This is a genomic window from Pseudomonas sp. TWRC1-2, from assembly GCF_049896685.1.
In the GTDB taxonomy this organism is placed as follows: Bacteria; Pseudomonadota; Gammaproteobacteria; order Pseudomonadales; family Pseudomonadaceae; genus Aquipseudomonas.
Map to the genome: position 1 here is coordinate 278,529 of NZ_JAFCUU010000001.1, position 19,438 is coordinate 297,966.

The window sequence follows — 19,438 nt, forward strand, 5'->3', positions numbered from 1 at the left end:
ATGGCTTCCATCTTGGTGAGCCAGGGACTTTATCCAGACGGGTCACAGGAAGCTTTTCATGAGCGAGCTGACAACAGCAGACACCCCCTCACTGCGCACATGGCTGATCGAACACCTCGCCCAGTTGCTGGGCGCCACCACGGCAGACATCCACAACCTGGGCGATGAGGAAAACCTCCTCGGCTGCGGGCTCGATTCCATCCGCCTGATGTACCTGCAGGAACGTTTGCGCAGTCACGGCTTGCACATCGACTTTGCCCAACTCAGCGCACAACCCTGCCTGGCGGCGTGGCTGGAATTGTTGCAGGGCCAGGTGCCGCACCACCGGGTAACCGATGCTGCGCCGTTGGCAGCGCCGGATGACAGCTTTGAACTGAGCGCCGTGCAACAGGCGTACTGGCTGGGGCGCGGGCCGGACGAGGTACTGGGCAATATCAGTTGCCACGCGTGGCTGGAGTTCGATTGCCAGGGCATTGATCCGCAGCGCCTGGAAGCGGCGGTCAAGTGTGTGCAGGCGCGGCACCCGATGTTGCGGGCAAGTTTCAATGACGGTCGGCAGCGGATTCTGGCGGCGCCAGCGTTGCCGGTGTTCGATCACCAACCCTGGCGCGACCATGCGCCAGCCGCCGCACACCAGGCCTGGCAGGCGCTGCGTGATTGGCGCTCGCATGAGTGCCTGGCGGTGGAGGCGGGGCAGGTGATGCTGGTCGGCCTGGTGCAGTTGCCGGACGGCCGTGACCGCGTATGGCTGAGTGTCGACCTGTTGGCCGTGGACGTGGAAAGCCTGCGCTTGTTGATGGCGCAGCTGGGTGAGGCCTACCAGGCACCGGCCGCGCTGGCGCCGCCGCCCACACTGCACTTTGCCGATTACCTGAGCCGGCGCCGCCAGCGGCGCGCCGAGGCGTATGAGCGCGACCGCGAACATTGGTGCCAGCGCCTGGCACAGTTGCCCGATGGCCCGGCATTGCCATTGGCCCGTGCGCCGGAGTCGATCCGCGCACCACGCTTCAGCCGTCAGGCGTTTGTGCTCAGCCCGGCGGAAGCCGAACGTCTGCAACGCCAGGCGACCGCCCACGGCCTGACCTTGCCCAGCGTCTTCGCCACGGCGTTCAATGCGGTCTTGGCGCGCTGGAGCGAACAGCCGAATTTTTTGCTCAACGTGCCGTTGTTCGACCGCCACGATGACCAGCACGCCGTCGACCAGGTGATTGCCGACTTCACCACCTTGCTGCTGGTGGCCTGCGAAGACGCGCCGCAGTCAGCGTTTGCCGAAGGCGCCCGGCGGTTCCAGCGCGACCTGCACGCCACCATCGACCACGCAGCGTTTCCCGCGTTGGAAGTGCTGCGTGAGGCCCGTCGCCAAGGGCACCCCCGTTCGGCGCCGGTGGTGTTTTCCTGCAACCTGAGTGATTCGAGCTTTGTACCGCAGAGTTTTCGCGAGGTGTTCGGCGACCTGCATGACATGCTCTCGCAAACCCCCCAGGTGTGGTTGGACCACCAGCTGTATCGGGTCGAAGACGGTGTGCTGCTGGCCTGGGACAGCCTCACCGAGCTTTTCCCCGACGGCGTGCTGGCGGCCATGTTCACCGCCTACATCGAACTGGTGCAGCGCCTCGCCGACAGCGACTGGAATCAGCCGCAGCCGGTGCTGTTGCCGCTGGCGCAACAGGCGCGGCGCGACCGGCAGAACAGCCTGCCGCCGCTGGCCCAGGGGCGTGGCTTGCTTGATGACTTTTTCCGCCAAAGCGCCGCACAACCCGACGCGGTGGCGCTGATCTGTGGTGCGCAACGCTGGACGTATCAAGAGCTGGCCGAGCACGCCCTGCGCGTGGCAGCCGGTTTGCTCGACGCGGGCATGCGCCAGGGCGAAGCCGTTGAAGTGTGCCTGCCGCGCGGACCTCGGCAGATTGCCGCCGTGTTCGGCGTGCTGGCGGCCGGCGGTTGCTACGTGCCGGTGGACACCGCGCAACCGCCCGCACGGCGTAGCCTGATCGAGTCGGCGGCGGGGATTACCCGCGTGATTGCCGATCAACCGCCCGCGGGCAGTTCATTGCAGTGGCTTGACCCGGCTCGGCTGGCGCAATGCGCGCCCTTGGCCACCGCGAAAAAGACCGCGCCACAGGCCAGCGCGTACGTGATCTACACCTCCGGTTCCACCGGCATTCCCAAGGGGGTTGAAGTCAGCCACGCGGCGGCGCTGAACACGATTGACGCGGTGCAGGCCGAATTGCACGTCACGCCGCACGACTGCCTGCTGGCCGTGTCGGCGCTGGATTTCGATCTCTCGGTCTATGACCTGTTTGGCGTGCTGGGGCAGGGCGCGCGCCTGGTGTTACTGCCGCCTGAGGAAACCCGCGATGCGCTGCGCTGGGCGCACCTGATCAGCGAGCACCGCGTAAGCCTGTGGAACTCGGCCCCGGCATTGCTGGAGATGGCCTTGAGCATCGGCACGCAACACTGTCACTACCAGAGCCTGCGGGCGGTGTTGCTGTCAGGCGACTGGATCGCCCTGGACCTTGCCGCACGCCTGCGCCGCCACGCCACACCGCAGTGCCGGGTGTACGGCCTGGGCGGCGCGACCGAGGCGGGTATCTGGTCGAACCTGCAACCCATCGATGAAGTGCCCGAGCATTGGCCGTCGATTCCTTATGGCAAGCCTTTGGCCGGCCAGGCCTACCGCGTAGTGGACGCCGCCGGGCGTGATGTGCCGGACCAGGTGATCGGGCAACTGCTGATTGGCGGCGCAAGCCTGGCCCGTGGTTATCGCAATGACCCGGTGCTCACCGCCCAGCGTTTTCGCAGTGATGCGCGCGGACGCTGGTATTACACCGGCGATCGCGGGCGCTTCTGGAGCGACGGCACCATTGAGTTTCTTGGGCGCATGGACCAGCAGGTCAAAGTGCGCGGGCAGCGTATCGAGTTGGGCGAGATCGAAGCCGCGCTCACGGCGCATCCGCTGATCGACAGCGCCTGTGCCGCCGTGGTGCACGGTAGCCTTGGCGCGGCGGTGGTGATCAACGCCGGCTGTGTGCCGGTTCAAGCGCTGCCCGCGCAGTCGATGCTGGATGACAGCCTGGCAGCCGAACACCGCGTCACTGCTGAGCTGCTGCAACGCCTGCTGCAAGACCCGCCGCCCAGTGCGCTGCTCGACACCTGGCGCGCGTGGCTCGCTGGCTACGTCGAGTCCATCAGCCTGAGCGATGCAGTGGCGCAGCTGGGTTGGCGCGAAGCCGACCTGCACCGCATGGTCGGCGCATTGCAGGTGCTGTTGCGCAGTGAAGACGGCGCCGCGCAGGTGCTGTTCGACCCGCTGCTGGCGCCTCAGGCCATGGCCTTGAACCTGCCAGCCGGTCGCCAGGTGCTGGACGCCATGAGCCGGGCCCTCCAGCAGCACGCCACACCGCTGAAGGTGGCGGTACTGGATGTGCGCGGTGGGCAATTGCTGGACCAATGGCTGAACCATGCACGCTCACGCGACCTGCAACTGACCGTGTTCGACACCAGCGCCGGCCTGCTGGCGGCCGCTGCCGGCCAGCGCCAGCGCGTGGCGAGCCAGCAGGTGGTGGACGGCGTATTGCCTGCTGAGCACTGGTCGCAGTACGACGTGGTGATCAGCTTCGCGGCGCTGCACAGCTACGCCCAGCCGGCCGATGGCTTGAACCTGGCGCAGGCATTGCTCAAACCGCACGGCCAGCTGCTATTGGCAGACCTGCTGCGCGACTCGCCATTGCGGCTGGTCAGTGCGGCATTGTTGGATTCGCGTGAGCCGGTATTGCCGGACGCTCAAGCGCTGACGCAACGGCTCGGCCAGAGCGGCTTCAGCCATCTGGCATGCCTGTGGCAAAACCCCGCGATGGTGCTGGTGAGTGCGCAGGCAGCAGGCGAGGGTTTGACCTGCGAAAGCCTCAACCACTGGCTGCAACAGCGTTTGCCCCAGGCGATGCGCCCGGAACACCTGTGGTGCGTGCCGCGTTTTGCCCTGAATGCCAACGGCAAAGTCGACCGTACGCGCCTGCAGGCCAACCTCGGCGACGCGTGGCAACGCCGCCAGCCTGCCCGCCACGAAGACGCCGCATTGAGCACCGACCTGTTGCCACTGGCGGCCTGCTGGGAAGCCATCCTGGGGCGGCCGGTGCACAGCGCCCACGCGAGTTTTTTCAGCCTTGGTGGCGACAGCCTGCTGGCAACTCGCTTGCTGGCCAGCGTGCGTGAACAGGTGGGCGTGGGCCTGCGCATGGGCGACTTTTATCTGCAACCGACCCTGGCCGGCATGGCCGCGCTGCTGCTGCGCAGTGATGATGTGGCCATCGAGGAGGGCGTGTTATGAGCCTGGATGATTTGCTGCACCTCTGCCGTGAGCGTCAGATTGAACTCTGGGCCACTGCGGGCAAGCTGCATTTTCGCGCCCCCGAAGGCGCGCTGGACTCAGCCTTGGCCGAGCGTATTCGCGCCCAGCGTGAGGCCTTGATGGTGCATCTCTCGCCGCAGGACTGGCAGGCGCAGCCGGAACAGGCGCTGCAACCGTTCGCCCTGAGCGCGGTGCAGGGCGCCTACGTACTGGGGCGCAACCCGGCGTTCGACTACGGCGGCAATGCGTGCCACTTGTACGTCGAATACCCATGGCCGGCGAATGTCGATACCGATCAACTGACCCAGGCCTGGAACGCGCTGGTGCAACGCCACCCGATGCTGCGCGCGGTGGTGCAAGACAACAGCCGTCAATGCGTACAGGCCCAGGTCGCGTGGCAATCATTGCCGGTGCATGACCTGCGCCAGGCCAGCCCAGAGGCCTTCGAAGCGCACCTGCAAGCGCTGCGTACACGCCTGGACCATGCCTGCCACGCGCTTGATCAATGGCCGATCCTGCTGCCCGAAGTGAGCCTGGGTCGCGAGCAGGCGATAGTGCATTGTTCGGTGGATTTCACCTTGCTTGATTACGCCAGCCTGCAACTGTTGCTGGTGGAATGGACCCAGCGTTACCTTGAACCGACGCGCCATTGGCCGGTGCTGGAGGCGACGTTTCGCGACTATTTGCAGCACGAACAACACGCGCGCACCCGCGCCGCCTGGCACGCCGACAAAACCTGGTGGCTGGCACGCCTGGACAGCCTGCCCGGCCGCCCGGACCTGCCGTTGAGCGAGCACGCGGGCCTGGGCTCGACGCGCTTTATTCACCACCACGGCGTGCTCGGTACCGAGCAATGGAACACCCTGTGTTCCCTCGCCAGCGCCCAACGTCTGAGTGCCGCGGGCGTGACCCTGGCCGCATTTGCCGAAGTGATCGGCCGCTGGAGCCAAAGCCCGGACTTTTGCCTGAACCTCACGGTGCTCAACCGCCCGAACCTGCATCCGCAACTGGGCCAGGTGATCGGTGATTTCACCGCCCTGAGCCTGCTCGCCGTGCACGGCGCCGAGGGCGCAAGTTTTGTGCAGCGCGCGCGGCGTATCGGTGCGCAGCTGTTTGACGACCTCGACCACAGCCGCTTCACCGGCGTTGACGTATTGCGCGAGCTGGCGCGGGTGCAGGGGCGTGGCGCCGACCTGATGCCGGTGGTGTTCACCAGTGGCATCGGCAGCGTCGAACGCTTGCTCGGCGATGCCGGGCGACTGTTGCAGCCGCCCAGCTACATGATCAGCCAGACTCCGCAGGTGTGGATCGACTGCCAGGTCAGCGACCAGTACGGCGGCTTGCAGATTGGCTGGGACGTGCGCGTGGGTGTGCTGCCGGACGGCATGGCCGCGCAGATGTTCGAGGCCTATGTCGACCTGCTGCAACGTCTGGCCGCGGACCCGCAGCTGTGGCAGGCGCGTGGCGACATCGTGTTGCCCGCGCAAGCGGCAACCCCGCAGATCGAGGCCTGCGCCCCGGCCCGCAACATCGCCGCCGGCTTCGCTCAACAGGCCGTGCGCACACCCGATGCCACGGTGATCAGCGATCGCGACGGCCGCTACAGCTACCGCCAGGTGGCCCAACACGCTGCGGCCGTGCGCGAGACCCTGGAAGCGCTCGGGGTCGAGCGCGGGGCGCGGGTGGCGGTGATGCTGCCCAAAAGTGCCTGGCAACTGATGGCGGTCATGGGCATTACCCAGATGGGCGCGGCCTATGTGCCGGTGGACATTCGCCAGCCCGCCCTGCGCCGTGAAGCGATCCTGCGCGACGCTGGCATTGACGCCGTGATCACCCTGCACGCACAGGCATTGCCGGACACGCTTGAGCTGCCGTGCATCGCCATCGACAGCCTCCGGCCCGACCCGCGTTGGCCAACCTGCGAGCCGGTAGGGGTGGCGGCCGAGGCGCTGGCCTACATCATCTACACCTCGGGCTCCACGGGCACGCCCAAGGGCGTGATGCTCAGCCACGGCGCGGTGGTCAACACCCTTGACGATATCAACCAGCGCTACGCGGTGAACGCCGACGACTGCGTGCTGGGCCTGGCCGAGTTGAGTTTCGACCTGTCGGTGTACGACTTTTTCGGCGTCACGGCCGTCGGTGCGCACGTGGTCCTGCCTGATCCGGAACGCGGCGCCGACCCTTCGCACTGGGCGCAATTGATGCAGGAGCACGGCATCACCCTGTGGAACTCGGTGCCGGCACAAGGGCAGATGCTGGTGGATTACCTGGAGACCGAGCCGGCAACAATTCCCGGGCCGCGGTGTGTCATGTGGTCGGGGGACTGGATTCCCACCACGTTGCCCACCCGTTGGTGGCAGCGCTGGCCCGACAGCCAACTGTTCAGCCTGGGCGGCGCCACCGAAGCGGCGATCTGGTCGGTGGAGCATCGCATTCGCCCGGCGGACACCGTCTTGCCAAGCATTCCTTACGGGCGCGCCCTGAAACACCAGACCCTGGAAGTGCTCGACACCCTCGGCCGTCAATGCCCGGTGGGCGTGCGCGGCGAGATCCATATCGGCGGCCTTGGCCTGGCCCTGGGCTACGCCGAAGACCCGCAACGCAGCGCCGAACGTTTTATCACGCATGCCAGCGGGCGCCGCCTGTATCGCACCGGCGACCAGGGGCGCTACCTCAATGGCGATGGCCTGATCGAGTTTCTTGGCCGCCAGGACGATCAGGTGAAGATTCGCGGCCACCGCATCGAGCTGGCTGAAATCGACGCCGGTTGGCTGGCCCATCCGCAGATTACCGCGAGTACCACGGTGTTGCTGGGCGAGCGTCACGAGCGCTCGTTGTGCAGCTTTGTCACCCTGCACACCGGCGCGCCTGCGCCGCAGCTGCGCGATGAGCTGCACGAGGTCCTGCGCCCGGCGCGCCACACCCTTGAGCAAGCCGATTTCGGCCCGCGTGTCGACATCGAGGCGGCATTGCTCGCGCTGGACCGCGCGGCGGACGCTTCGCTGCTGCACTGGCTGGCGGGCAGCGGTTTGCTGCTGCCAGGCCAGCACCTGGCATTTGCGTCGCTGTGCCAGGCGTTGAAGCTTCAACCCGGCCAGCATCGCCTGTTGCGACATTGGCTGACGCTGCTGGTCGAGAGCGGCTATCTGCAAACCGACGGTGATGGCTGGCGCTGTCAGGTCGCTGTTTTCGATCAAGCGCAGGCGTGGGCGCAGTTCGCCCGGCTGGCACCGGCCGCTCTGTGGCCGGCAGCCTTGGTGGATTACCTGCGCGGCAGCGCGACCCGCCTGGCCGAGCAACTCGACGGACGCCTGAGCCCGGCCAGCCTGATGTTCCCGCAGGGTTCGGCGCACATTGCCGAGGCCATGTACAGCCGCGGCCAACACGCCCAGGTATTGCACCGGGCGATGGCCGAGGCGGTGAGCGCGATTGTCGCGCGTCAGGGCCAGCGGCGCTGGCGCATCCTCGAAGTGGGCGCCGGCACCGGTGCGGCGAGTGCGCTGATTATTCCGGCGCTGGCACCGTGGGTGGCGGCCGGGGTGCAGATCGACTACGTGTTTTCCGACGTGTCGAGCTACTTCCTCAACGCGGCCCGCGAGCGTTTTGCTGCGTATCCGTGGGTGCGTTTCATGCCGTTCGACATGAACAAACCCGCCTGTGAACAAGGGTTGCCGGCCGGGTCCCTGGACCTGCTGCTCAGTTCCGGTGCATTGAACAATGCCCTCGACACACCGCGCCTGTTGGCCGGTTTACGCCAACTGCTGCAGGCCGATGCGTGGCTGGTGATTCAGGAACTGACGCGTGAACACCGCGAAATCAGCATCAGCCAAAGCCTGATGATGGAGACGCCCGAGGATGTGCGCGCGACCAATGGGCAACTGTTCGTGCACACCGCCCAGTGGCTGGCGTGGTTGAACAGCGAGGCCGGCGATCAGGCTGAGTCGCTGGCGCCCGCCGACAGCGTGTTGAAGCTGTTGGGCTACGACGTGCTGGTCGCCCGCGTGAAAACCGACCGCCCATTGCTCAGTGCAGACACCTTGCTGGCATTTATCGCCGAGCGGGTGCCGCGTTACATGGTGCCGGCGCAGGTGCGGGTGCTCGACCGGTTGCCGGTCACGGCCAATGGCAAGATCGACCGCCGCGCCCTCATCACCCAGGCCGAGCAACGGCAACTGCGCCCGGTGCAGCGCGCGAAGGTCGATGTCGCCGATGAACTGGTGCAGCGCTTGATCACGCACTGGGAGCGGGTGCTTGATTGCAGTGGTCTGTCTCCGGATCAGGATTTCTTTGCGGCCGGCGGCGACTCGCTGCTCATCGCCCAGTTGATCGCGGGGCTGCGCGAACAGGAACCGTTGGCGCAGGCACAACCCTTCGACCGTTTGTTGCGGTGGGCGCTGAGCCAGCCGACCCCGCAAGGCCTGGCCCAGCGTTTGCGCAGTGAATCGAGCAGTGAAGCGCCGACGGCGACGACGGCGGCGCCAGTGCCGGATACGCGCCGGGCGCCGCTGGGTGGGCGCCTGCGTGTGGACGCGTTGACGGAGTTGGTCGGCGGCGAAGGCACCGCACGTGTGCTGGTGCATGAAGGGCTCGGCACCTTGTTGCCGTACCGCGCGTTGATCGCTGAACTGGCCGGTAGCGGCCCGTTGCTGGGGCTGGCGGTGCACGACAGCGACGACTATCTGCGCCTGCCTGCCGAGCATGTCAACGCGACCTTGGGCAAGCGCTACGCCCAGGCGCTGTGGGACAGCGGCCGGCGCAGCTTCGATCTGCTCGGTTACTGCTCCGGCGGGCTGGTGACCCTGGAGCTGGCCAAGGCTTTGCTGCAACTGGGCGCTGAGGTGCGCCAAGTGGACATTGTGTCCAGCTACCGCATTCCGTATCTGGTCGACGATGAAGTGCTGATGCTCTACAGCTTCGCCGCCACCCTCGGGCTGGACGGTGCGGCGCTCGGCTTGCCGTCTGCCGAACAACTGCAAGCCCCGGCGGGGCTGAACCTGGATGTGGGCTTGCTCAAGGCCCGCGTGCTCGCGGCGGCGCAAGGCATGGCCGATGAGCAGCTGTATCGCGTGTTTGTGCATTCCGTTCACGCCAGTCACTACAGCGACGGCGCGCCGTATGTGGGCGCCATCCGCCTGTTTGTGCCCAGTGTTGCCAACCCGATGATCCCCGATCACCACGCCAGCTTGCAGGCCTGGTGGCAGGCGGCGTCGCTCGCACCGTTGACGATACATACGCTGCGCGGCAATCACTTTGAATGCCTGAACGCCGGGCTGAGTCGTTATTTGCTGGAGGAACACCCATGACGTTCGCGTTGAAAACCCTGGTGGTGGGCTCGCGCTTCGGCCAGTTCTATGCGGCTGGGGTTGCCGCCGCCGAGCACTTGGAGCTGGTCGGCGTGCTGGGGCAGGGCAGTCGGCGATCCCAAGCGCTGGCGCGGTATCTGGAAGTGCCGAGTTTCGACGCCCTTGAACAAGTGCCGACCGACACGCGCCTGGCGTGCGTCGCGGTGGGCGGTGCCGCACGGGGAGAGCAGGGCCCGGCCGTGGCACAAGCGCTGATGGAGCGCGGCATGCATGTGTTGATCGAGCATCCGCTGTTGCCCCAGGAACTGCACGAGGTGCTGCGCACGGCGAACCGCCTGCAACGGCGTTGCCTGCTCAACAGTTTTTACCCGCAGCTGCCGTGCGTGGCGCGCTTTATCGAACTGGCGCGGCAGCTGCATCGCCAGCAGGGCATTCGGCATATCGAGGCCAGCTGCGCAGTGCAAGTCAGCTACGCGACGCTGGACGTGTTGGCGGCGCTGCTGGAGTCGGTGGGGCCATGGTCCGTGGACTGTGTGGCGCCGGCACTCTCGGCCTGGCGCGATATCAGCCTGGTGATGGCGCAGGTGCCGGTTTCGCTGCGCGTGCTCAACGAACTGGCCGCCAATGATGACGGGCGCATGCAGATGTTGCTGCGCCTGAGCATCGCCACCGACAGCGGCACGCTGTTACTGGCGTCGCCCCACGGGCCGCTGCTGTGGATGCCCGCCGTGCGCGCGCCGCAGGATGACGCCGAGGGGGTATTTGACCTGTTCGGCCCGCTGGCCGGCCAGCCGTTGCCCTGCGCCGAAGTGCTGGAGGCCGCCGCGCCGGATTGGGCGCAGGTTTACCGCAGGCTCTGGCCGGCCGCCGCCGCCAGCGCGCTGCAACCTTTGATCACCGGTGTTGGCCTGGCGCGTCTGCAACAGCGCAGCCTGGAAGTGGTCGGGCTGTGGCAGCAGGTGACGGCAGCTATCGGTTTTCCGCAGCAGCCGGCGCAGGCGTTGCCCGCGGCCAACCTGGCCCAGGCGCTGGAGTGCATTCGATGAGCCCTCTGCGCGAAATCCTGCGCCCGTTTCGTGGGCGCTTATACCTGGCGGTCGCGTTGCAGGCGGTCGCCGGGATCTGTTCGCTGCTGCCACTGATCGCGCTGGCGCACTTGGCCGACAGCCTGCGCCAGGCGCCGCCGCTGGCGGCGTCGGCCATGGCCTGGGTGGTGCTGGCGGTAGTGGCATCTGCCGTGTGGTTGTGTGGCCAGACCCTGGCGCTGCACCTCACTCATCAGGTGGATGCCGACCTCTGCGACCGCCTGCGCGTGCGCCTCGCCGAGCATCTGCAGCGGCTGCCGCTGGGCTGGTTCGCACGGCTGGGGCCGGATGGCGTGACCCGTTATGCCGAGCAGGATGTGCGGGCGCTGCATCAGTTGGTTGGGCATGCGCCGACCGACTTGGTCAACCTGTTGCTGATCCCCCTGGCGACCTTCGGGTATCTGCTGTGGAGCAACAGCGGTCTGGCGCTCTGGTGCTTGCTGCCGCTGGCGTTGGGGGCGCTGGGTTATTGGCGTCTGGGCTCGGCGCATTACCGCGAAGCGGTGGCGCAGCGAAACGGCGCGATCCAGCGCCTGTTCAGCGACTACAGCCAGTTTGCAAGCAACCTCGGTCTGGTCCGGCAATTTCCGGATGCGGGTATTCATCGCCGTGTGCAGGAGGCGGTGCAGCAGTTTGATCAGCGCTTCCGCCACTGGGTGAGCCGTGCAGGACACTTGGCGGCGTTGATCCAGGTGCTGCTGAGCGCGCCGTGGCTGTTGGCCTGGGTGGTGCTTGGCGCGTTGTTGATCGGGGTGGCTGACGTGGCAGCTGTGCAAGTCTGCGGCTTTTTATTGTTGGTGCGTGCCATGGCGGCGCCGGTGCTGGCGATGGGGCACGGTTTTGATGCGCTGAACTCGGCAGGCGAAAGTGCCCGGCGTTTGCAGGCCGTTTTGACCACGCCACCGCTGGCCGAGCCCGAGGCGCCGCAATCGCCCAGGGATGCCAGCGTGGAGATGCTTGAGGTGAATTTCTCCCACGGTGACGTGCCGGTCCTCAACTCGATTACGTTGCGCCTGGAACCCGGCACCACGACCGCGCTGGTCGGGCCGTCGGGTGCGGGTAAAAGCACCCTGGCCGGGTTGATCGCACGCTTTATGGACGTGGACAGCGGGCAAGTCCGCGTGGGCGGGGTGGATGTTCGGCAGATCGCCAGCCGTGCGCTGCAACAGCATCTGGCGTTGGTGTTCCAGCACGCGGGTGCGTTGCGCCTGTCGCTGGCGCAGAACATCGCGTTGTATCAACCCGACGCCAGTCACGCGCAGGTTCGCCGCGCTGCCAAGGCCGCTTGCCTGGACGCCTGGATCATGGGGTTGCCCAAGGGCTACGCCAGTGTGGTGGACGAAGACGTGCGCTTGTCCGGTGGCGAGTTACAGCGCCTGGCGATTGCGCGGGCGCTGCTGTCGCCTGCGCCCATCATGTTGCTGGATGAACCCACGTCCGCCACCGACCCGCACACCGAGCGCGCACTGCGCGCCGCCCTGCACAACGACGCGGCCGGGCGTACGCGGCTGATCATTGCCCATCGCCTGGAAACAATCCGCCATGCCGAGCAGATTCTGGTGCTCAGTGACGGGCGCATCGTGCAACGCGGGCGCCATGCGGACCTGTTGGCCATGGACGGCCTCTACCGACAGCTCTGGAACGAGCAAACCTCGAACGCCGATCAACTGGAGCCTGTGTCATGAGTGTTGTTTCGCTGTTGCGTCATTTGCCCGACCTCGCCCGGCGCGCGCTGCGCGGCGCCTTGGTGTGGATGCTGCTGGCCGCCGTCCTCGATGGCTTGGCGGGCTTGGTGCTGGTGCCGTTGATATTGGCCTGGTTCGATCACCAAAACCTGCAGTCGAGCGTGCTGGTGCTGCTGGGGTTGACGCTGCTGCAGGCGGGCGTCAGTTACGTCGCGCAGCGCCGTGGTTATCTGGCCGGTGCCGGGTTGGCTGCGGGCCTGGTCTGGCAGTTGGTGCAACACTTGCCGCGACTGCCGCTGACCCGTCGAGGCCAACTGGAAGGGCTGGTGAGCGGGCCGGTGTTCAACAGCATGGGCATTCCCGCGCACCTGCTGGCACCGTTGGTCACCGCACTGGTGACGCCAACGGTGGTGGTGCTGGGACTGTTCTTCATCGAGCCGCGTGTGGCGCTGGTGTTGGCGCTGGCGTACCTGCCGCTGTTCGGCCTTTTACGTTGGGCCGGGCGGCGCAGCCTGGATCTTGAGCAACAGCGTCAGGCCGTGGACCGCCACGCCGCGCGACTGCTGCAGGCGTTCGCGCAGCAACAGGCGTTGATCCGCAGTGCCGGCGACGCCAGCCTGGGCCAACGGGCCCTGCGCGAGGCGCTGCATGAGCAGCACCAGGCGACGCGCAAGCTCAATCGCCGTGGGTTGCCCGCCGGCCTCGGGTTTGCCGCTGCGGTGCAGATGGTGTTTGCGCTGGTGCTGTCAGGCGGCGTGCTGGCGGTGGCCGCGGGGCATTTATCCGGCGCGCTGCTGGTGGCGGTGCTGGTGCTGCTGGTGCGCTTTATCGAGCCGCTGTCGCAATTGGCGTATCTGGACCAGGCCCTGCGCATGGCCTGGCAGGCGCTCTCGCAAGTCTTGGCGGTGTTGGCGGCGCCGACGTTGCACAGCCCGCAACCCGGTGAGCAACCGCAGGATGCGAGCCTGGAAGGGCAGCGCCTGAACAGCTTCGGCGAAGCGGGCGAGCACCTGCTCAAGGACCTCGATGTGCATTGCGCGGCGGGCACGTTCACGGCAATCGTCGGGCCCTCGGGGGCGGGCAAAAGCACCTTGCTGGCCTTGCTGGGCCGCGGCATGGACCCGCAGACCGGGCAAGTGCGCCTCGGCCAGGTGGACATCCGCCAGATAAGCGAACACACCCTGGCCCAGCACGTGACCCAGGTGTTCCAGGACAGCGGCCTGTTCGCCGGCAGCCTGCTGTGGAACGTGAGCATGGCGCGGCCGCACGCCACGCCCGCGCAATTGCAGCAAGCCGCCCGGGACGCTGCACTGGACGACGTCCTCAGCCGCCTGCCGGAGGGTTGGCACAGTGAAGTGGGGCCGGGCGGGGCATTGCTGTCCGGCGGCCAACGGCAACGGGTTGGCCTGGCGCGTGCGTTGCTGTCACAGGCGCCGGTCCTGCTGCTGGATGAACCCACCGCCAGCCTCGATGCGCGCAGCGAGGCACGGGTCAATCGCAGCCTGCAGGCGCTGCACGGCAGGCGCACCTTGGTGTTGGTGTCGCACAACCCGACGCTGGTGCGCGATGCCGACCAGATCCTGGTGCTGGAAGGCGGCAGTGTCAGCGGCTGCGGCAGCCATGAGCATTTGCTGGCCACACACCCGTGGTATGCGCATTTTGTTGAGCAGCACCGAGGTGAATGAGTGCCGGGCAGCCATTGAAAAAGTCCCTAAATCGAAAAGTCGGCCCGCTCGTTTAAACGATACTAATGCGAATTATTATCGAATGGGGCGCAGCAATGTCACACCGGGGAGCAACAAAGGTTGGGCGGGGCTTCAAGCGTAACGGGGCACACGTGGGGATCGCGCTGGTACTGGGCCTGAGCCCGCTGGCGCCGGCGCGTGCCGCCGTGCAGTTGGACAGTATCGAGATTGCCGGCGACGACACCTCCGGCGATGTGACCCCGCCGGGCGTGACCACCCTGGGCAAGCTGCCACTCACGCTGCGGGAAACCCCGCAGTCGGTGAGCGTGATCGACCACGAGCGCATTGAGCAGCAGAACCTGTTCAGCCTCGACGAAGTGATGCAGCAAGCCACCGGTGTGACGGTGCAACCCTTCCAGCTGCTGACGACTGCCTATTACGTGCGCGGCTTCAAGATCAACGCGTTCGAGCTGGACGGTGTGCCGGCGATGCTCGGCGAAACCGCCGGTTCGCCCCAGGACATGGCGGTGTACGAGCGCGTCGAAATCCTGCGCGGCGCCAACGGTCTGCTCCACGGCAGCGGCAACCCGGCGGCCACGGTCAACCTGGTGCGCAAACGCCCGCAAAAGCAATTTACCGCCAGCACCACCCTCAGCGCTGGCAGTTGGGACCGCTACCGCGGCGAGGTCGATGTGGGCGGGCCGTTGACGCAATCGGGCAACGTGCGTGGCCGAGTGGTGGCCGCTTATGAAGACCGCGACTACTTCTACGACGTCGGCAAACAAGACACGCAGTTGCTCTACGGTGTCACCGAGTTCGACCTGAGCCCCGACACGCTGCTGACGCTGGGCGCGCAGTATCAGACCATCGACCAGGTGACCAATATGGCCGGCGTGCCGATGGCCAAGGACGGCTCCAGCCTGCACCTGCCGCGTTCCACCTACCTGGACGTGGACTGGGACCGCTTCAAGTGGACCACGCGCCGGGTGTTCGGCGCCCTTGAGCAGCAACTTGATCACGACTGGAAAGCCAAAGTCGCCGCCGAATACCAGGACGCTGACTCCAGCCTGCGTTATGCCGGTGCGTACGGCGCCATCGACCCGCTCACCGGCGATGGCGGGCACTTGATGGGCGCGGCGTATACCTTCAACAGCACTCAGAAGAGCGTGGATGCGTCGGTCGATGGGCCTTACGCGTTGTTCGGCCGCAGCCATGAATTGCTGCTGGGCAGCAATTACAGCCAGGGCGAAACCGAACAGCACAGCGCTCAGTTCACCACGCCGTTGAATGTGCCGGTGAATGTCTATCGCTGGGACCCGAGCAGCGTGCCCAAACCCGGGATCAGCGCCTACACCTCGCCGGGCTCGACCACCACCACCTCCAAAGGCGTTTACGCGCTGACCCGCTACAAACTGCTCGACCCGTTGACGCTGGTGATCGGCGGCCGTGCCAATTGGTGGGACCAGGACGCGCCGACCAGCCACTTCAAGCCCGGTCGGGAAATCACCCCGTATGGCGGCCTGATCTGGGACTTTGCGCAGAACTGGTCGTGGTACGCCAGCTACGCCGAGGTCTACCAGCCGCAAACCGGGCAAACCTGGAGCGGCGATCTGCTCAAGCCGGTCGAGGGCAAGACCTACGAAACCGGCGTCAAGGGCGAGTTGGCCGATGGCCGCTTGAATGTGTCATTGGCGGTGTTCCGCATCGATCTTGAAAACAACCCGCAGGTCGATCCCGAACACCCCGGCGCCGGGCCGAACACCTATTACATCAGCGGCGGCAAAGTGCGCAGCCAGGGCTTCGAGCTGGAAAGCACCGGCTACATCACGCCTGAGTGGAACGTCTCCGCTGGCTACACCTACACCACCACCGAATACCTCAAGGACACCAGCAATGCCTCGGGCGAACGCTACGCCGAATTCACCCCGCGCCACATGGCGCGGGTCTGGACCGAATACCAACTGCCATGGCAAGAACATCGCTGGAGCGTCGGCGCCGGCGTGCAGGCGCAAAGTGATTACGCCACGCAATCCGGCGCAGTGACCCTGGAGCAGGGCGGCTATGCCTTGCTCAACGCGCGCGTCGCTTATCGCATCGACGAGCATTGGACGGCCGCGGTGAACGGCAACAACCTGGCCGATCGCAAGTACTACCAGAGCCTGTCCAACGTCAATTGGAACAACCGCTACGGCGAACCGCGCAGCCTCAACATGACCTTGCGAGGTACGTTCTGATGCTCGGCGCCTGGCCGTTGCGCATCGGCCTGGCGTTGGCCGGCAGTGTGCTCAGCAGCCTGCAACTGGCGGTGCTGCTGGCGCGGCATTATCCGTGGGGCGACGGCCTGGAACGGCTGTGTGCCGGGGTGTTCCTGGGGCTGGGCTTTCTGGTGACGGTGCTGCTGTGGTCGCTGCTGGCGCCGGATCGGCCGCGTGTGGTGTATCGCTCCAGCGCCTGGCTGCTGCTGTTTACGCCCTGGCTGCTATGGGATGGAACCTGGTCATGAAACTGATGGGAGCCCCGAGGGCGCTGGTGCAGCGCGTACATGCCGGGATGGGCGCGGTGTTTGGCGTGGTGCTGTTTGGCATCCTGCTGACCGGCGCGTGGAGCATGGCCCATGAAGACTTGCGCGCCTGGTTTCGCGGGCCTTCAGCACTGAGCCATAAGCCGGCGATGGCGGTGGAGCAATGGCTGGAGGTCGCGCGTGAAAAGGGCCTGGCGCTGGACGAATTGCGCATTCGTTTGCCCGACAGCCACCACTCGGTGGTCGAGCTGTGCGCTTCGCCCGGCGACTGCAGCGTCGCGCTGGACCCGACCAGCGGCCGTGCGGTCGCGTCGGGCGATGCGGCCGACATCCTGTTCAATCTGCACAAAAGCCTGTTCATCGGCTTCCCCGGACGGGTGCTGATCAGCCTGCTGGGCGTGGTGTTGTTGCTGATGATCTGGGCCGGCAGCGCGTTGCACAGTGGGCGTCTGCAAGACCTCAAACGCTTGCGCCGGGACCGTGGAGCGCGGGTGTTTGCCCATGACCTGCACAGCCTGATCGGGCGGTGGTGCGGGCCGTGGTTGCTGCTGTTCGGCGTGACCGGCGCGCTGTCGGGCCTTGGCGCGCTCGGCACGCTGGGCCTGGCGGGGCAGGCGTTTCCAGGCGCGCCGCAGCAGGCCTTCATGCACTTGCTGGGCGCGCCGCCGCAGGTCAGCGCGCAGGCAAGTGCGGCTCGGGTCGATCTCGATCAGCTGTTGCGCGAGGACGCCGCTGCCCATCCCGGGTTCCTGGCGCAAAACCTCGCCTTGCACCGCTGGGGCGAACCGGGTGCCTGGGTTGAAGTCAGCGGCATCCAGCAAGGGTTGCCCAGCACCGCGGTGTTTGAACGCCATGCCTACGCAGGCGCTGACGGCGTGGCTGTGGGCACCCGCAGTGCCAGTGGCCGCGGCCTGTGGTTGCAGGCGTTCATCGCGGTGCAGCCGCTGCACTTTGCCGATTACCGCTGGGTGCCCTATGGCGGGCCGCTGCTGCGTGCCGTGCATTTCGCCATGGCGTTGGCGGCGGCGGTGCTGGTGCTCAGCGGCTTGTACCTGTGGCTGGAACGCAGGCGCCTCAAGGCGGGCGCCGGTTGGCAGGTGCTGTTGCGCCTGGTGGTCGGCGGTGGCGGCGGGTTGCTGACGGCCACCGCCGTGTTGCTGTGCGCGGGGGCGCTGGGCAGCGGCGCGTTGGCGGGGTGGTTCTGGGGCAGTTGGCTCGCCAGCCTGTTGCTGGCGTGCGTGATGCCGCCGCGCCGTCAACCGCTGCACCTTTTGTTGGCGGTGGCGGGCCTGGCCTTTGTCGCTGCGGGCGGGGTGCACATGGTGGGGAGTGTGAGGCAGGGCGGTCTGCCGCTGTGGCCCATCGACCTGGTGTTGTTGCTGTGCGGTGCGAGTGCCTTGTGGGCATTGCGCCGGTTGATTTCTTTTACGCGTGCGGCACGGGCTGCCGCCGCCAACGTTGCCTGATGGGAGAGTTGTGATGCTGGAACTGTTGAAACACTGGCGCATGGTGCTGACCTTCGCACTGCTGTACCTGTCCCAGGGCATTTGCTTCGGCATTGCGATGGACGCCATGCCGACCCTGCTGCGCCATGACGGCGCTGCACTCCATGCGCTGGCCTTCCTGCCGTTGGTGGGCTTGCCGTGGGTGATCAAATTCATCTGGGCGCCCCAGGTGGATAACCACTGGAGCCCGCGACTGGGGCGGCGGCGCAGCTGGATCATACCGATGCAGGTGCTGGTCTTGCTGTGCATCGTCACCCTGGCGAGCATCGGCCTGAGCGTGGCCACCGCAGGCGTGGCCGTGGGCCTGTTGATTGTCGCCTCGCTGGCCAGCGCCACGCAGGACATCGCCACCGACGGCATGGCCGCCGAGTACTTCACTGACAACATGCTCGCGCGGATCAACGCCATTCAAGTCGGCGGCACCATGGTCGGCTTTTTCGTCGGCGGCGCCGGCACCTTGTTGCTCAGCGGGGCTCTGGGGCAGACCACGGCGTTCAGCCTGCTGGCTCTGGTGCCGTTACTGAGCCTGGTGTGCGTCGGCTGGCTGCACGTGGCCCCCGCCAAAGACACACAACCGGACGTGGCGCATGCCTCGCTGTGGCGGTTTATCAAGCGGCCGAAGGCGGCGGCGCTGGTGCTGCTGGCGCTGTTGTCAGCGATGACCTCGGTGTCCGGTTTCGGCTTGTCCAAACTGTTCTTGAATGACGCCGGCTGGTCGTTGCAGGCCATCGGCCAACTGGGCATGAGCGGCGGCATGGTCACCGTCGTCCTCGGCTGTGGCGGCGGCGCCTGGCTGATCCGTGTGCTGGGGTTGTGGCCGACGTTCATTCTGGCGGTCGGCATGGCCGGTATGGCTGCGTTGACCTGGCTGTTGCAAGCCACCGGCATGCTCGCCACGCAAACCGGGCTGATCTGGCTGGCGGTAGGCCTGGGTTCGTTTGCCACCGGTGCGACCTCTGTGGTGATCATGACCGCCTCCATGGCCTTCGCCGCCCAAAGCGATCAGGCGGGGACAGACATGACGGCCGTGCAAAGCACGCGGGATTTGGGCGAGATGCTGTCCTCGACCTTGCTGGTTGGCTTGACCGCGCAGGCGGGGTATAGCGGCGGGTTTCTTGCGGGAATGGTCATGGCCGTACTGGCGCTGCTGGTGGCGTTGAACCTGTCGCGCCAGGGCAGGCGGGAGAGCGTTGCGGGTTGAGGCGCCAGGTTGAGCGTCGCGTGGTGCAGGCGGCTGGCGGGCCGGTTTTGCCCTTGGCGGTGACGCTGTCACGGTGGCTGCCGGCGCTGATAGTCTGTCCAG

General features: G+C 66.5%; 9 protein-coding genes. All 9 read left to right on the top strand.

From position 1 onward, the window contains the following. Nucleotides 1-58: 58 nt before the first annotated feature. The 9 genes from ACP7B3_RS01260 (at nucleotide 59) to ACP7B3_RS01300 (ending at nucleotide 19,336) form a co-directional block, all read left to right on the top strand. Nucleotides 59-4,327: an amino acid adenylation domain-containing protein gene (locus ACP7B3_RS01260; protein WP_426177350.1), complete on the top strand. Its 4,269-nt coding sequence runs from the start codon at nucleotides 59-61 to the stop codon at nucleotides 4,325-4,327. Continuing rightward, nucleotides 4,324-9,654, top strand: a complete 5,331-nt coding sequence (locus tag ACP7B3_RS01265) for an amino acid adenylation domain-containing protein (RefSeq protein WP_426177352.1) — start codon at nucleotides 4,324-4,326, stop codon at nucleotides 9,652-9,654. The genes ACP7B3_RS01260 and ACP7B3_RS01265 overlap by 4 nt, the downstream gene beginning before the upstream one ends. Further along, entirely contained in the window at nucleotides 9,651-10,700 is a 1,050-nt protein-coding gene (locus tag ACP7B3_RS01270) for a Gfo/Idh/MocA family oxidoreductase (RefSeq protein WP_426177354.1), read from the top strand. The genes ACP7B3_RS01265 and ACP7B3_RS01270 overlap by 4 nt, the downstream gene beginning before the upstream one ends. Next, nucleotides 10,697-12,424, top strand: coding sequence for an ABC transporter ATP-binding protein (locus ACP7B3_RS01275; RefSeq protein WP_426177356.1), 1,728 nt, complete (start codon nucleotides 10,697-10,699; stop codon nucleotides 12,422-12,424). The genes ACP7B3_RS01270 and ACP7B3_RS01275 overlap by 4 nt, the downstream gene beginning before the upstream one ends. Next, entirely contained in the window at nucleotides 12,421-14,109 is a 1,689-nt protein-coding gene (locus ACP7B3_RS01280; protein WP_426177358.1) for an ABC transporter ATP-binding protein, read from the top strand. The genes ACP7B3_RS01275 and ACP7B3_RS01280 overlap by 4 nt, the downstream gene beginning before the upstream one ends. Nucleotides 14,110-14,267: 158 nt before the next feature. Then, nucleotides 14,268-16,343, top strand: a complete 2,076-nt coding sequence (locus tag ACP7B3_RS01285) for a TonB-dependent siderophore receptor (RefSeq protein WP_404488407.1) — start codon at nucleotides 14,268-14,270, stop codon at nucleotides 16,341-16,343. Then, nucleotides 16,343-16,612 carry a hypothetical protein gene (locus tag ACP7B3_RS01290; protein WP_404488163.1) on the top strand — a complete coding sequence of 90 codons (270 nt, stop codon included), beginning with the start codon at nucleotides 16,343-16,345 and terminating at the stop codon, nucleotides 16,610-16,612. Before ACP7B3_RS01285 ends, ACP7B3_RS01290 begins: the two co-directional genes overlap by 1 nt. Beyond that, complete coding sequence (locus tag ACP7B3_RS01295) at nucleotides 16,609-18,096, top strand: PepSY-associated TM helix domain-containing protein (protein WP_426177361.1); 1,488 nt, start codon at nucleotides 16,609-16,611, stop codon at nucleotides 18,094-18,096. The genes ACP7B3_RS01290 and ACP7B3_RS01295 overlap by 4 nt, the downstream gene beginning before the upstream one ends. Nucleotides 18,097-18,109: 13 nt before the next feature. Beyond that, nucleotides 18,110-19,336, top strand: a complete 1,227-nt coding sequence (locus ACP7B3_RS01300; RefSeq protein WP_426177363.1) for a RhtX/FptX family siderophore transporter — start codon at nucleotides 18,110-18,112, stop codon at nucleotides 19,334-19,336. The last annotated feature ends 102 nt before the right edge of the window (nucleotides 19,337-19,438 follow it).

Excerpts from the sequence above, each read along its gene's own strand:
- ACP7B3_RS01300 (WP_426177363.1), top strand. The coding sequence starts at position 18,110 with ATGCTGGAACTGTTGAAACACTGGCGCATGGTGCTGACCTTCGCACTG.
- ACP7B3_RS01295 (WP_426177361.1), top strand. The coding sequence starts at position 16,609 with ATGAAACTGATGGGAGCCCCGAGGGCGCTGGTGCAGCGCGTACATGCC.
- ACP7B3_RS01270 (WP_426177354.1), top strand. The coding sequence starts at position 9,651 with ATGACGTTCGCGTTGAAAACCCTGGTGGTGGGCTCGCGCTTCGGCCAG.
- ACP7B3_RS01280 (WP_426177358.1), top strand. The coding sequence starts at position 12,421 with ATGAGTGTTGTTTCGCTGTTGCGTCATTTGCCCGACCTCGCCCGGCGC.
- ACP7B3_RS01265 (WP_426177352.1), top strand. The coding sequence starts at position 4,324 with ATGAGCCTGGATGATTTGCTGCACCTCTGCCGTGAGCGTCAGATTGAA.
- ACP7B3_RS01275 (WP_426177356.1), top strand. The coding sequence starts at position 10,697 with ATGAGCCCTCTGCGCGAAATCCTGCGCCCGTTTCGTGGGCGCTTATAC.
- ACP7B3_RS01290 (WP_404488163.1), top strand. The coding sequence starts at position 16,343 with ATGCTCGGCGCCTGGCCGTTGCGCATCGGCCTGGCGTTGGCCGGCAGT.
- ACP7B3_RS01260 (WP_426177350.1), top strand. The coding sequence starts at position 59 with ATGAGCGAGCTGACAACAGCAGACACCCCCTCACTGCGCACATGGCTG.